The sequence below is a fragment of the Streptomyces sp. NPDC031049 genome (assembly GCF_055571015.1).
In genome coordinates, this window is sequence record NZ_JBVIGC010000002.1 from 45,820 (window position 1) to 60,935 (window position 15,116).

7 protein-coding genes are annotated in these 15,116 nt (G+C 75.3%); 1 reads left to right on the forward strand and 6 read right to left on the reverse strand.

Going from position 1 to position 15,116, the window contains the following annotated elements; genetic code table 11:
* Position 1: 1 nt before the first annotated feature.
* From ACZ45Q_RS03705 to ACZ45Q_RS03730, 6 genes are all read right to left on the reverse strand, one after another.
* The gene (locus ACZ45Q_RS03705; RefSeq protein ID WP_468254418.1) at positions 2 to 2,209 is read right to left on the reverse strand and encodes a bifunctional glycosyltransferase/CDP-glycerol:glycerophosphate glycerophosphotransferase; all 2,208 of its coding nucleotides are present in this window, start codon (positions 2,207 to 2,209) and stop codon (positions 2 to 4) included.
* A 204-nt stretch (positions 2,210 to 2,413) separates the two neighbouring features.
* A complete protein-coding gene (locus ACZ45Q_RS03710; protein WP_468254419.1) occupies positions 2,414 to 4,666 on the reverse strand; it encodes a bifunctional glycosyltransferase/CDP-glycerol:glycerophosphate glycerophosphotransferase in 2,253 nt (750 codons plus the stop codon).
* Between the two features lie 154 nt (positions 4,667 to 4,820).
* Positions 4,821 to 5,738: a carbohydrate ABC transporter permease gene (locus ACZ45Q_RS03715; protein WP_468254421.1), complete on the reverse strand. Its 918-nt coding sequence runs from the start codon at positions 5,736 to 5,738 to the stop codon at positions 4,821 to 4,823.
* Positions 5,735 to 7,090, reverse strand: coding sequence for a carbohydrate ABC transporter permease (locus ACZ45Q_RS03720; RefSeq protein ID WP_468254423.1), 1,356 nt, complete (start codon positions 7,088 to 7,090; stop codon positions 5,735 to 5,737). The genes ACZ45Q_RS03715 and ACZ45Q_RS03720 overlap by 4 nt, the downstream gene beginning before the upstream one ends.
* 4 nt (positions 7,091 to 7,094) lie before the next feature.
* Positions 7,095 to 8,489, reverse strand: coding sequence for an ABC transporter substrate-binding protein (locus ACZ45Q_RS03725; RefSeq protein WP_468254426.1), 1,395 nt, complete (start codon positions 8,487 to 8,489; stop codon positions 7,095 to 7,097).
* 186 nt (positions 8,490 to 8,675) lie between these two features.
* The gene (locus tag ACZ45Q_RS03730; protein WP_468254428.1) at positions 8,676 to 12,911 is read right to left on the reverse strand and encodes an FHA domain-containing protein; all 4,236 of its coding nucleotides are present in this window, start codon (positions 12,909 to 12,911) and stop codon (positions 8,676 to 8,678) included.
* Between the two features lie 394 nt (positions 12,912 to 13,305).
* Here ACZ45Q_RS03730 and ACZ45Q_RS03735 point away from each other — a divergent pair, with 394 nt between their 5' ends.
* Complete coding sequence (locus ACZ45Q_RS03735) at positions 13,306 to 15,009, forward strand: serine/threonine-protein kinase (protein WP_468254430.1); 1,704 nt, start codon at positions 13,306 to 13,308, stop codon at positions 15,007 to 15,009.
* Positions 15,010 to 15,116: the final 107 nt, after the last annotated feature.

The following is a 15,116-nucleotide window of genomic DNA, read 5'->3' on the forward strand; positions in this document are numbered from 1 at the left end:
GTCAGCTCCTAACGAGGGTGGCGGCGGGGGCCGGGACGCGCTCCGCGAGCGGGGCCACGGGCGGGATCTCCTCCGGCGGCTCGCCGAGCAGCACCCGGCGCACGACGCGCTCGGCGGCCCGGCCGTCGTCGAACTCGCAGAACCGCTCCCGGAACGCCGCCCGCAGCGCCGCCGACTCCGGCCCCGCGTACGAGCCGTCGGCGAAGACCTTCGCCAGCTCCTCCGGGGTGCGCGCCACCGGGCCGGGCGGCGCCGCCATCAGGTCGAAGTACACGCCCCGGGTCTCCCGGTAGACCTCCCAGTCGTCGGCGTACACCACGATGGGCCGGTCCAGGTTGGCGTAGTCGAACATGATCGACGAGTAGTCCGTGACCAGCGCGTCGGCGGCCAGACAGACGTCCTCCGCGGAGCGGTGCGCGGTCACGTCGATGACCCGGCCGGCGCTCCGTGCCACGCCCCGGTCGTAGAAGTAGTGGGCGCGCAGCAGCACCACCACGTCCTCGCCGGCCGCCTCGCAGAACGCCTCCAGGTCGAGGGGGCCCGCGCCGAAGCCGGTCTCGTGGTCACGGTGCGTCGGCGCGTACAGCACGGCCGTCTTCCCGTCCGGAACGCCCAGCTCGCGCCGGATCCGGGCCACGTCCTCGGCGGTCGCCGTGTAGTACACGTCATTGCGCGGATAGCCGTACTCCAGCTGCTCGTAGGAGCCCGGGAAGGCGCGCTCCCACATGCGGGTGGAGTGGGAGTTGGAGGAGAGGTTGTAGTCCCAGCGGTCCACCCGGCCCAGCAGCTTGGCGAAGCTGCCGGTGGCCGCCGCCACCACCGGGTACGTCGACTGGTCGACGCCCATCGTCTTCAGCGGCGTGCCGTGCTGCGTCTGGAGGTGCACGCTGCCGGGGCGCTTGACCACGCCCTCCGCGAAGTTGGCGTTGTTGATCAGGTACTTGGCGCGGGCCAGCACCTCCCAGTAGCGCCGGCTGCCGATGACGGCGTGGTCGACGCCCTCGGGCATGGTGTGCGCCTGGTCCGCCTCGACCAGGAACACCGAGCGGATGTGCGGGGCGAGTTCGCGGGCCTTGGCGTGGATCGCGGCCGGGTTGCAGGCGTAGCCGCGGCCCCAGTAGGCGCAGTACACGGCGAGGTGCGCGTCCAGGGGGCGGCGCAGGTGGCGCCGGTAGTGCAGCCGGGTGCGCAGGCCCTCCGGGCGGGGCAGCGCCCGCAGCACCCGGCCGGCGGCCCGGTTGGTGCCGCGCAGCGCCCGGAACGCCGCGTACGAGCCGGCCGCCAGCAGCCGGTGCTGCACCCCGAGGCTGCCGCCCGGCGGCCGGAAGCCGGCGGGGCGGTGGCGCCGGTACAGCGCGCTCGCCCGGCGGAAGAAGGCGCGGCGGTGCCGGGGCGGCAGTCGGCGCGGATGCGCGGCCGTCCTCAGGACCGCCGCGAAGAGGTGCTCGAACAGCGCCCGGCGCCGCTCGTCCGGCAGGTCCGCCCCGGCGGCGTGCGTCAGCACCAGCTCGGCCTGGTCCAGCAGGTCGCCGTGGTGCGCGCCGGGCAGGTTCAGCCGGCTGCCCTGCCGTCGCGCCCGGTGCCGTACGACGACGGCGCGCAGCACCGCCATGCGGGCCGCGCCGACCGCGACCAGGCCGCCGAAGCCGACGTCGGTGAAGTGCCCGGCGGGGAAGCGCAGGCCCCGCTCGGTGAGGAACGCGCGGCGGTAGGCGGCGCTCCACGCCGGCAGCCGTACGCCGGTCAGGTGCGGGGCCCGCTCCGGCGGGAAGGACCCCTTCGGGGCGCCCGCGAGCAGCGGTGCGGCCGGGTTGCCTGGCTCGCCCTCCCACCAGGGGGTGCGCTCGTGCTCGAAGTACAGCACGTCGACGTCGTCGCCGGTCCCGGCCAGCCGTGCGTCCAGCGCCGCCAGGGCGCCCGGTACGAGGACGTCGTCGCCGTCGAGGAACAGCAGGTAGGTGCCGGTCGCCGCCGCCATCCCCGCGTTGCGCGCCCCGGCCAGGCCGTCCGACGGCGGCGAGTGCACGGGCGCCACCCGCGAGTCCCGCTCGGCGATGACGGCGGCGACGTCCGCCGCGGAGCAGTCCGGCGTCTGGCACACCGGGATCAGCTCGAAGTCGCCGAAGGACTGGGCGAGGACCGAGTCCAGCGCCTGGGACAGCCGGCCCGCGACCCCATGGGACGGGACGATGATGCTGAAGCGGGGCATTCTGTTCTTTCTGTCGTCTTCTGCTGCGGGCCCACCTGGTGCTGCCGTGGGCCCCGTGCCGCTGGACTGCCGTGGGCCCCGTGCCGCGGGGCGCCTCAGCCGAGGCGGCGACCCGGCCCTCCCGTCGGCCGTCGGGCGGGCGGCCGGGTCGGGGTGGGCCGCGAGGAGCTGCGGAGCATGTGGCCTCCCTGTGGGAAACGGCGGTCAGCGGCTCGGGGTGACGGGCTGCGGGCCGCCCGGTTGCGGAACGGACGCCAGCGGCGAGCGCGGCAGCGCCGACGCCGCGGAGGGGGCCGGGCGGCGCTCGCCGAGCGGGACGACCGGCGGCCGGCCGCTCTCGTTCAGCACCACGCGGCGCACGACCCGCTCGGCGGCGTGTCCGTCGTCGTACGGGCAGAACCGCTCGCGGAACGCCGACCTGAGCTGCGCGGAGCGCGAGCCGCGCCAGTGGCCGTCGGCGAAGATGCCGATCAGCTCGTCCTCGCCGCGCGCCACGGCGCCGGGCGGGAACGCGCGCAGGTCCAGACAGGTGCCGTGGACCGCCTCGAACGCCTCGGTCTCGTCGGCGTGCAGCACGATCGGCCGGTCCAGACCCGCGTAGTCGAACATCAGCGGCGCGTAGTCGGTCACCAGCGCGTCCGAGGCCAGGCACAGCGTCTGGACGCTCGGATGGCCGCTGACGTCGATCAGCCGCCCGGAGGTGCCCGCGTGCCGGACGTGCGGGACACGGGACAGCACCACGAAACGCGGGCCGAGGCGGCGCAGCACCCGCTCGAGGTCCAGGCCGGGGCGCTGGGCGCGGCGGTAGCCGCGGTGCGCGGGCGCGTACAGGATCGCGACCGCGCCGTCGGGGACGCCGAGCAGCTCGCGCAGCCGGGCCACGTCGGCCGCGGTGGCCGTGTGCAGGGCGTCGGTGCGCGGCTGGCCCACCTCCAGCGTGGTGTAGCCGCCGGGGAAGACCCGCTCGCAGGTCAGGGTGGAGTGACGGTTGGCGGTGACGACGTAGTCCCAGGTGTCGACGCCGCGCAGCATCCGGGCGAAGTCCGTCCCGCGGGCCGCGGCCGGGCGCTCCTGGAGATCGAGGCCGGTGCGGGTCAGCGGCGTGCCGTGCAGGGTCTGGATCAGCACCTGTCCGCGGCGCTTGACCAGCCGCGGGTCGAACTCGGTGTTGTGCACCAGGTACTTGGCGCGGGCCAGCTCCGTGAAGTACGCGGCGGTGCCGGGAACCACCCGGCGCGGACCGGGCGGCACGGTGTGCTGGTGCGCCGGCGCGGCGGCCCACGCGGTGCGGATGTGCGGGACGAACGTGCGGAACGCCTGCTCCAGGGCGCCCGGGTTGCAGCCGTGGCCCAGTCCGCCGTGGGAGGCGAAGAGGGCGCGGTCGGCGCGGACCGGCAGCAGCCGCTGCACGCGGTAGTGCAGGCGCAGCGCGGCGCCGCGCACGGTGCGCAGCAGCCCCGCGAGGTGCTTGCGGACGCCGCGGGCCAGGGCCGCCGCCAGCCGCACGGTCCGGTACGTGCGGTACAGGCCCAGCCGGACCAGCGTCAGGTGCACGCGGGTCCGGGGGGTGACGGCGGCGCCGGGGACCCGGTGGCGGCGGTAGTGGGCGCGGGCCCGGCGCAGGAACGCGGCGCGGGCCCGGCGCGGCAGGCGGTCGGGCCGGGAGTACACCGTCGCCAGGTGGTCGACCATGCGGCGGAAGAGCACCGGCCGCCAGCGCTCCAGCTCCGGGTCCGACTCCAGGAACGCGAACACCCGGTCGTACTGGTCGAAGACGTCGAAGTGCCGCTCGCTGGGCGTGCCCAGGATGCTGCCCCGCCGGCGCTGCCGGTAGTGCACGCAGACCCGGTCCAGGGTGGCGATGGACTCCGCCGTCATCAGCAGCGGGTAGGTCCACGGCGTGTCCTCGTAGAAGCCCGGCGGGAAGGCGAGGCCGGCGCGCTCGACGAACTCCCGGCGGCAGGCCTTGTTCCAGGCGACCATCAGCAGGTGCAGCAGCCCCGGCCGGTCCGTCAGCGGGAACGGTGCCGGGCCGTCCTCGGTGAGCAGGGCGGCGGCCTGGTTGCGCACCGCCTCGCCCGTCCAGTACGTCCGGGCGTAGTCGTAGACGAGCACGTCCGGCTCGTCGGTCTCCTTCAGCCGGTCGGCGATCGCCCGCAGCGCGTCGGGGGTGAGGGTGTCGTCGCCGTCCAGGAAGACCAGGTAGTCGCCGCTCGCCCGCTCCATCCCGGCGTTGCGGGCCGCGCCCAGGCCGGCGTTCTCGGGCAGGTGCACCGCACGGACGCGCGCGTCGCGGGCCGCGTACTCGTCGATGATCGCGCCGCAGGCGTCCGGCGAGCAGTCGTCGACCGCGATCAGTTCGAAGTCGGTGTACGACTGCGCCAGCACCGAATCCAGGCACTCGTGCAGATACGCCTGAACCTGGTACGCGGGGACGATGACACTGAACCGGGGCACGGGGACATCCATGGGTCGGCGCGGGCGTTCGGCCCGGGAACGGCCGGCGGAGTGACTTGGTTACGCCGCCTACGGCATTCGGGGGACCCGCACGGGCACGAAAGGGGGCGAACCGGTTGCCGCCGGTCCGCCCCCAAGCCCGTTGCGTGCGCGGCTATTTCACGGCGCCCGCCATCACGCCGGACACGAACTGCCGCTGGAACGCGAAGAACACGGCCAGCGGGATCACCATGGAGATGAACGCGCCGGGCGCCAGCACGTCGATGTTGTTGCCGAACTGCCGTACCTGCGTCTGGAGGGCGACCGTGATCGGCTGGCTCCCGGAGTCCGAGAAGATCAGCGCGACGAGCATGTCGTTCCACACCCACAGGAACTGGAAGATGCCCAGGCTGGCGATGGCCGGCCCGCCCAGCGGCATCACCACCCGGGCGAACAGCCGCAGTTCGCCCGCGCCGTCGAGGCGGGCGGCCTCCAGCAGCTCGCGCGGGATCTCCGCGAAGAAGTTCCGCAGCAGGAACACCGCGAACGGCAGACCGAAGCCGACGTGGAACAGGATCACGCCCAGCATCGACCCGAACAGGCCGACGGTGCCGAACAGTTCGGCGATCGGGATGAGCGCCACCTGCACCGGCACCACCAGCAGCCCGACCACGCCGAGGAACCACCAGTCGCGGCCCGGGAACTCCATCCAGGCGAACGCGTAGCCCGCCAGCGAGCCGATGACGACGACCAGGACCGTCGCCGGGACGGTGATCAGCACGGTGTTGACCAGGGAGTCGGTGATGTCGCCGTTGGCGAGCAGCTCGTCGTAGCTTTCGAAGGTGAGCCGGGAGGGCTCGGTGAGCACCTCCCACCAGCCGCTGCCCGCCATGTCCCGCGGGGTGCGCAGCGAGGACAGCAGCAGGCCGATCGTCGGGACCAGCCAGAACAGGCCGACCACGATCAGGAACACCCGCACCAGGCCGCCGCTGACCCCCTCGGCGAGCCGGGAGCCCAGCGACCGCTTCGGCTCGGCGGGGGCGGCCGGCGGCCTCGGCTCCGCCTTGGTGAGAGAACCCGCGTCCGCGGTCATCGCCTGACCTCCCGCCGCAGCCTACGGATGTTGAACCACATCACCGGGATCACCAGCAGCAGCAGGAACACCGCGATCGCGCTGGCGACGCCCGGCTGGTCCGCCGCGAAGCCCTTGCGGTACAGCTCCAGCGCGAGCACGTTCGCGTCGTCCTGCGAGGAGCCCGGCGCGATGATGAACACCAGGTCGAAGATCTTCAGCACGTTGATCATCAGGGTGACGACCACCACCGCGAGCACCGGCGCCAGCAGCGGCACCGTGACCCGTCTGAAGACCTGCCACTCGTTGGCCCCGTCGACCCGCGCGGCCTCCAGCAGCTCCCGGGGCACGCCCGCCAGCCCCGCCGCGATCAGCACCATCGCGAAGCCCGCCCACATCCACACGTACGCCCCGATGATCGCGGGCGTCACCAGCGACGGCCCGAGCCAGTTCAGGCCGTTGTACGGTTCCTCGAAGTTGTCCCCGGGCAGTCGCAGCAGCGCCCCGTCGGCCGCGGCGGGCAGCGTGAACGTGCCGTCGGCGGCGGCCGTCGTCGACGCCACGACCCGGCCGTCCTTCACCGCCTCGATCCGCATGCCGGCATAGCCCAGTTCGCCGCCGTCGACACCGTTGAGCTGTCCGACGCCCTTGCCCCGGGTGAAGTCCTGCCAGGTCGTGCCGGTGACCTTGCCCGGCTCGGCCTTCGGCGCCGCGGCCGTCTTCGCGTCGTCCGGCATCAGGTCGGGGGCGACGCCGACCAGCGGCAGCGCCACCGCCTCGCCGGCCCGGACCGGCTCTCTGGTGACGAACGCGCCGCCGCCGGCCGGTTCCAGCGGCGATTCCCGGCCCGGGTGGGCTTTGGGGAACGCCGACGACTGCGCGAACGTGTCGTGCACGCCGACCCACACCGCGTTGGCGACGCCCTTGTCCGGGTCCTGGTCGTAGACCAGCCGGAAGATGATGCCGGCCGCCAGCATCGAGATCGCCATCGGCATGAAGACGACCAGCTTGAACGCCGTGCCCCAGCGCACCCGTTCGGTGAGGACGGCGAAGATCAGACCGAGCGCGGTGGCCACCGTCGGCGCGAACACCACCCAGACGATGTTGTTCTTCAGCGCCGTACGGATGCCGTCGTCGGTGAACAGGGCCTGGTAGTTGTCGAGTCCGGCGAACGAGTCGCCGGACTGGTCGTAGAAGCTGCGGACGACCGAGTACCCGATCGGGTAGACCACGAGCGCGCCGAGCAGCACCAGGGCGGGCAGCAGGAACAGGGCCGCCACGGCCTTGCGGGTGCCGGTCACGCTCTTGCGCGGACGGGGAGCGGAGGGCGTCACCACGGTCTTGGCGACACCCTCCGCGGCAGCCGGTGCCATCGCCTCAGTTCCCGTAGGCGGCGGCCGCGTCGGCCTCCAGCTTCCGCTGAGCGCCCGCCACGTCCTTCGGGTTCTTCAGGAAGTCCTGGAGCGCCTTCCACTCGCCCTTGCCGGGCGTGCCGCCGAAGGCCTGCGGGGCCTGGTCGGACATGTCGAAGCGGAAGTCGTCGCCGGCCTCGATCAGCGCCTCGGCGATCCCGCGCTGCACGTCGTTGGGGTACGCGGAGGCGTCCACGTTCTTGTTCGGCGACAGGTAGCCGCCCAGCTTCGCCTGTATCGTCGCCGCGTCCGGGGAGGCCAGCCAGGTGGCCAGCGCCTGCGCCGCCTTCGAGTCCTCCAGGATCACGGCCGCGTCGCCGCCGGAGACCACCGGCGCGGTGTCACCGACCGCCGGGAACGGGAACGCCTTGGCGTCCTGCCCGACCTGCGCGTCCGTCTCGGCGATGTTCACCTGCACGAAGTCGCCCTCGAAGACCATGCCGGCCTTCGGCTGGGCACCGCCGGTGAAGGTCTGCGTCACCGAGGCGGGGAACTCCGTCTGCAACGCTCCCGACGCGCCGCCCGCGATGTAGTCCTGCTTGCCCCAGATCTCGGCGAGGGTGGTCAGCGCCTCCTTCACCGACGGGTCGGTCCATTTGATCTCGTGCTTGGCCAGCTGGTCGTACTTCTCCGGGCCCGCCTGCGAGAGATAGACGTTCTCGAACCAGTCGGTCAGGGTCCAGCCGTCCGCGCCGCCCACGGAGAACGGGGTGACGCCGGAGTCGTAGACCGTCTGCGCGGTGGTGAGCAGTTCGTCCCACGTCGTCGGCTCGCCGACGCCCGCGTTCTCGAAGACCTGCGCGTTGTACCAGATCAGCGACTTGTTGGCGGCCTTGTAGTAGACGCCGTACTGCTTGCCGTCGACCTTGCCGATGTCCTGCCAGCCCTGTGAGTAGTTCTCGCCCAGCTCCTTGAGCGCCTCGGCGCCCAGCGGTTTGGCCCAGCCCTTGTCCACGGCCTGCTTGATGGCGCCGGGCTGCGGCAGCATCGCCACGTCCGGCGGGGCGCCGCCCGCGATCTTCGAGCCGAGGAAGTTGATGATCGGGTCCTGGGCGGGAACGAAGGTCACCTTGGCGCCGGTGCGCTTCTCGAACTCCGCGAGGACCTTCTTGAAGTTCTCCTGCTCGGCGCCGGTCCACACGGCGGCGACCTCGAGCGTCTCGCCGTCCAGCTTGGGCAGGGTGACCGCGCTCTCGGTCTGCCGGTCGGCGCCGCCCTGGCCGCCGTCGCCCTTGTCGCCGCCGTCGTCGTCACCGCCGCACGCGGTGAGCGAGAGTGCCAGCGCGGCGGCGAGGGCTGTCGCGGCTCTCGTGGTCTTCCTGACGGTCCTGCGTGTCCCGATGGTGCTGCTCGTGCGCATCACTGCCCCGTTCTTCGTGCATCGTCCGTCGAACGTTCGGCGCTGTCCCGTGCGGTCTGGTGTACGCCCGGGGGGTCGGGGGCGGCAAGAGCGCGTCCCTTGTCAACCGGGGGATCGTGACCCCCTCGTGACCGGGGGTCAGGGCGGGCGCCGAGGGAGGGGGCGGGCGGGGGGTGCGGGGCGCTGTCAGAGGAGGGACGGGACCTCGGCGGCCGAGACCTCGCGGGCCGCGCGCTCCAGCGCGCTCGCCAGCAGTGCCAGGTCCGTGGGGCCGTTGCCCAGCTCCCGCACGGGGCGGCGGGTGGGCGGGTCGCCCATGCGCTGCCACTCCAGCGGGACGACCGTCGGGCGCAGGGTCGCCGTGCGGGGGATGCGCCCGGTGACGCGCCCGGCCTGAAGCGGTACGACCCGGCCGTCCGGGAGGGTGAGCCGGCCGCGTCCCGGCGCCGGTTCGTCCGGACCGGGCACCGGTGCGTCCAGGGTGACGCGCAGCGTGGCCCGGCGCGCCGGCTCCGTCTGCGCCGTACGGCCGCCGGATGCGGTCGCCGCGATCAGGTGGACGCCGAGCCGCTCGCCCTCGCGGGCCACGGCCTCCAACGCCCGCATCACGGAACCCGCCGCGGGCCGCCCCGGGGAACCGAGGGCGGGCGTGACCAGGGCGTCGAGGTCGTCGACGACCACGACGAGCCGGGGCAGCGGCGGCGCGGCCTGCGTCCGCCGACGGGAGGCGCCCGGCCGCAGCCGCAGCGTCGCACTGGGCGGAGCCTCCACGTCCGCGGCGCCCTGGGCCGGGACGGAGCCGGAGGGCGGGGTCGCCGGGGCGGGACGGGAGGGGGTGACGGGTCCGGCCGGTTCGGTGGCGCCCGCTCCGGGTCCGGGGCGGGGGGTGGTGCCCGCACCTGTGCCTGTACTCGTGCCTGCACTGGTGCCGGTGCCGGTGCCGGTGCCGGTGCCGGAGCCCGCCGTGCGCTGGGCGATCAACCGGCCGGAGATCTCGCGCCCGGTGTGCCACTCCGTGAAGGCGGAGCGGCCGAGCAGCTCGGCACGGCGCTTCAGCTCGGCGCTCAGCGACTGGGCGAACTCCCGCATGCGCACCGGGTCGTTGGCGGTCAGGTGGGTCGTGACGTGCGGAACGTCCGTGCAACCACTCAGGCCCTCGCCGGACGTCCCCCCGGAGCCGCCGGTGCCCACGCCGTCCCGGCCCTCGATCAGGACGATGCCCAGCCGGTCGGGCCGCTCGGCCGAGGCCAGGGAGGCGACGAGCGCCCGCAGCAGCTCCGTACGTCCGCTGCCCGGCGGTCCCTCGATCAGCAGGTGCGGTCCCTCGGCCGCGAGGTCCACGGTGACCGGGCCGCGCGGTCCGGCGCCCAGCACGCCCTGCGCCCGGCCGCCGAGCGCGGTGGTGTCGTCCGCCGCGTCCGCCCATCGCGCCATCAGGGACGCCGGGGTGGCCCGGGCGAGGCCCAGTTCGTCGAGGAGCCGCGCCGCCCGGGGCAGCGGTGCGGACACGCGCGGGTGCCGCCGGCCGCCGGTGCCCTCGGGGCGCAGCGGGGCCAGCGCCCGCGCGAACCGCTCGGCCCACGGCAGGGAGACGGCGTCCACCGTGCCGAGGGTGCCGTGGCCCACCGGGCCCGGCCGCGCGGCGTCGGGCCCGGTCCCGGGGACGCCGGCACGCGCGACGCGGAGCAGCCGCAGGGCCGTGGCCACGTCGCCGCTGAGCAGGGCGACGGCACCGCACTCCCGGAACACCGGCGAGACCGCGCAGGCCGCCTCGTACGTCTCCGTCACCGGGGAGGCGGGGGAGGCGGCGGACGTCTCGGCGAGGCACACCACGTGGATCCCGGCCCGCGGGCCCTCCAGCGCCAGCCGGGCCACCGCCTCGCGGACGTCGGCGCCGCCGGGGTCGCCGTCCACGACGACCACCGTGTACGGCCCCGGGAAGCCCGCCGGTTCGTCGGCCTCCCCGTCCTCCCTCGCCCAGGAGGGCCGCCGGACGGTGCCGGCGGCCGCGTCCCCCGCCGCAGTCCGCGGGGCCGGGCACTCGCCGGCCGGTGCGTCGGCCACGCCGTGCGCGACGGCCGTGGGCTGCGCGGGGACGCCGGTGGGGGAGGGGGAGCCTGCGGCGTCGGGGAAGCCGGCGGCGGAGGGGGCCGGTGCGGCCGACGGTGAGGACTCGGCGGGGGCGGGCGCGCCGGGAACCGGGGAGCCGGGCTCCGCGACGGGCGGGGCGGAGGGGCCGGGGAGGCGGGGGGCCGTGGCGCCGGGGGCCCCGGCGGACGTGGCGCCGGATGCCGTGGTGCCGGAGGAAGGGGTCCCGGAGATCAGGGCTCCGGATGCCGGCGTCCCGTCGGCCGGGGACCCGGAGGCCGGGGACCCGGGAGTCTCTCCCCCCGAGGCCGGCGACAGGGAACCGTGCGCCGCGGAGGTCGCGCCCGACGGTCGTGCCGACGGGTCGGCGGAGGCCGGCGCAGTGGGTGCCGCCGAGCCGGGGAACGCGGACGCCGGTCCCCCGGGCGAGGGCGCTCCCGCCGTCGGCTGCCCGGAGGCGGGCCCTCCCGCTCCGTCGCCGACGAGTGCCGTCGGACGGGCCCTGCCCGCGCGGGCGTCGGCCAGGTGGTCCTCCAGACGGCGGACGAGTTCCTGGACGCGCGCCGAGGCCTGCTCACGGTCGTGGGCGAGCAGGAGCCGGCAGTCCTGACCGTGCCCGGGACGCAGATGCGGCAGCCAGCCCGACCACGACCACTCGGCGGTGCGCTCCTGCACCGGACGGGAGCGGTCCGCGCTGATCAGCACGATCTCCAGCACGTCGGGGGAGTGCAGCGCGGCGAGCTGGGCCAGCACCGAACGGGCCAGCCCGGAGAGACGCTCACGGGGGCCCGCCAGCCCGAGCGCACCGGCCTCGCGCAGACCGGCGGTCACCGGCACCGCGGGCAGCGGCGTCGAACCGCCCGGCGCGACCCGGTCGGCCGTGCCCAGCCGCACCGTGAGCGCCTCGGGGTGTCCGGGCCCGCGTTCCCACAGCCGGGAGCCGGGACCCAGCGCCGTCAGCAGCAGCGCGGCCGGGTCCGGCCACCGCTCCGGCACCGCAGGCGCGGGCACCGGAGTCCCGGTCACCGGGCCGTCGGCCGGCTCCGTGTCGTACGACGGACGCCTGGCCGTGCCCGGCTCGCCGCGTCCGCCGGTCAGCCGTCGCGCCCACGCCGTGAGGCCGCCGCGCCTGCGGACGCCCTGAGGCGCGTCGGTGCCCCGCACCGGGGTGCCCTTGCGCCCGGCGGTGTGGTTGGTGTGGTTCCCCACGGCCGGCTCCTGGGCGTCCGCCTCGGGCCGGCGCCCGGCGTGCGTGGCGTCGGTGTCGGCCCCGGGAACGGACGGGCGGTCCCCGGCGCGCGACGCGGAGGCCGGCGGGTGGGTCCCGCCGTGGGGCTCGCCGTGGGTCTCGATCGACGGGGCGCCGGCCTGCCCCGGCACGGTCGGCGCCCCGTAAGCGCCGTGGCCGCGGGCACCGGGCGAGGCATCGGAGGCGCCCCAGCCCGCGGCGCCGTAGGAGTGCGCACAGGCCCCCTCAGCCGCCGGACCACCACCCCTCTCCGCCTCAGACCCTCCAGCCCCCTGCACCGCCGGGCCACCAGCCCCCTGCACCGCCGGGCCTCCACCACCCGGTGCCGCCGAACCCGAACCCCCGCGCAGCCCCTCGGCCGCGACGCCCCCGCGTCCCTCGTCCCCGGGGACGGTCACGCGAACCCCGCCCGCCTCCGCCGGCACGGCCACCCGTACGTGGCCCTCGCCGTCCGGCGTCGTCACCACCCGCTCCGCCGCCCGGCCCGGCATCAGCCGCAGCGCCGACTCGCCGATCCGGAGCAGGGCGCCCGGCGCGAAGCCGACGGGGCGGTCGCCGACCGGGGCGCCGTCCAGCGTGGTGCCGTTGGTCGAGCCGAGGTCGGCGACGGTGACGCGGCCGTCGGCGGCGACGGTCACCGCGCAGTGGAACCGGGAGACGTCCGGGTCGTCGAGGGCGACGTCGGCGTCGGCGGAGCGGCCGAGCCGGATCTGGCCGCCGTGCAGCAGGTGGACACCGCCCGCGTCGGGGCCGGCGACCACATGGAGCTGGGCCGGGGCCTCGTCCACCTCCGGATGGGGCTCCGGCTCGCCCGGGGCGCCCAGCGACAGCACGGCACCGTCGGTCAGCGGGGGCTCGCCCAGGGTGCAGCGCTGGGCGTCGAGCCGCCTGGTGCCCGCGTAGAGCACCACGGAACCGGAAGCGGAGGCGTCGCCGCCCGGGAGGGCCGAGGCCAGGGCCGAGGCGACCGCCGCGAGGGCCGTTCCGGCGGGCGCGGTGACCAGCACGTCGCAGCTCGCGGCACGGTCCGGGGCCGCTGCGGTGGACCGGCGCAGCGGGTCCTCGACGGTCAGCCGGATCTGCATCACTTCCCCCACCGCCACACGAACACGTCGGCCAGTACTGGAGGCATCCTCGCACCTGCCACTGACAGCTCGCCCGCCGCCCGCCGTCAAATGATCTTGATTGGTCGGCTGTGCCCGTAAAAGTGCCTGACCAGTGCCGCCCGGGTGATCGTTTGAGCGCCGCTTGAGATCGGTCACGTCCGAGCCCGGCAACCAACGGACCGGGTCGAGCGTCTTTCCTTCGAACACGCGCCGGAAGCGGAACGGGCGGCGCACGGGGCGCGTCTCCCGGCGGGTGTCCTGAAGATCGCCCCCCGGGCCCGGGGACGGGTCACACCACGACGACAGCCCGGTGCCGCGCACGGCGGCATTACAGTGGGTCGGAAACGCCAGCAAGCAACAGGGAGCGCATGACGTGCGGCCGGTAGGCAGCAAGTACCTCCTCGAGGAGCCGCTCGGACGCGGCGCCACGGGGACCGTCTGGCGAGCCCGCCAGCGTGAGACCGCGGGCGCCGAGGCGGCCGTGCCCGGACAGCCCGGCGAGACCGTCGCGATCAAGGTCCTCAAGGAGGAGCTCGCGAACGACGCCGACGTCGTGATGCGCTTCCTGCGGGAGCGGTCCGTGCTGCTCCGGCTGACCCACCCGAACATCGTCCGGGTCCGCGACCTGGTCGTGGAGGGCGATCTGCTGGCGCTCGTCATGGACCTCGTCGACGGTCCCGACCTGCACCGCTACCTCCGCGAGAACGGGCCGTTCACGCCCGTCGCCGCCGCGCTGCTGACCGCGCAGATCGCCGACGCGCTCGCCGCCAGCCACGCCGACGGCGTCGTGCACCGCGACCTGAAGCCGGCCAACGTGCTGCTGAAGCAGGACGGCGGCGAGATGCACCCGATGCTCACCGACTTCGGCATCGCGCGCCTCGCCGACTCGCCCGGCCTGACCCGCACCCACGAGTTCGTCGGCACGCCCGCGTACGTGGCGCCGGAGTCCGCCGAGGGCCGCCCGCAGACCTCCGCCGTCGACGTCTACGGCGCCGGCATCCTGCTGTACGAGCTGGTCACCGGCCGTCCGCCGTTCTCCGGCGGCTCCGCCCTGGAAGTCCTCCACCAGCACCTCAGCTCCGAGCCGCGCCGCCCCTCCACGGTCCCCGGCCCGCTGTGGACGGTCATCGAGCGCTGCCTGCGCAAGAACCCCGACGAGCGTCCCGCCGCCGAGAACCTCGCCCGCGGCCTGCGCACCGTCGCCGAGGGCATCGGCGTGCACGCGACCACCGCGCAGATCGCCGCCGCGGAGGGCGTCGGCGCGCTCCTCGCACCGGACCCGGCGCCCGCCCAGGTGCCCGGCACGCCCGGCGCCGCCGACCCGACGCAGGTGCTGCCCCAGGGCGCGGGGGCGTACGACCCGAACGCCGCGACCAGCGTCCTGCCGCACACCGGCGGCCCGGCCGGCGCGGCCGACCCCACCTCCGTCCTGCCGAACCGCGGCGCGGCCGACCCGACCGCCGTGATGCCCCCGGTCCCGCCGGGACAGCCCGGACAGCACGGTCAGCACGGCCAGGGCCAGGGCGGGGGCCCCGAGGATCCGCACCCCTGGCAGAACCAGCTCCGCGCCGCCCGCGACCGCAACGAGCAGACGCAGGTCCAGTACCTCGACCCCTCCCAGGACCCGCTGCGCCGCCGCCCGCAGCGCCAGGTCGCCCGGCCGCAGCAACCGCAGCAGCCCCCGCAGGGCGGGCCCCAGGGATACGGCCACCCGCCGCAGGGCCGGCCGCAGCGCTACGCCACCCCCCAGCCCCAGCAACAGCCCCAGCAGCCCCCGCAGCACCAGCCGCAGCGGTACGCCCCGGCGCCCACGCCCGAGCCGCAGCGCCCCCGGCGCGAGCCCCGGCCGCCGCGGCAGCGCAGCGCCAATCCCATGCGGATCCCCGGCCTGGGCTGCCTGAAGGGCTGCCTGTTCACGCTCGTCGTCCTCTTCGTGGCCGGCTGGCTGGTCTGGGAGCTGAGCCCGCTCCAGGACTGGATCGGCACCGGCAAGGGCTACTGGGACCAGATCACCACCTGGATCGGCGATTTCTCCTCCTGGGTCCAGGACCTGGGCGGCAGCGGCGGCGGTTCCTGAGGCGGTACCGGCACCCGGCCCGGCGGCGACCAGGTTGGGGATTTGTCGACATCCCGCGGGTGATTTCCGCCGCCTCGGTGAAGGCCGGCTCCTCGGGCGCGTAGTTT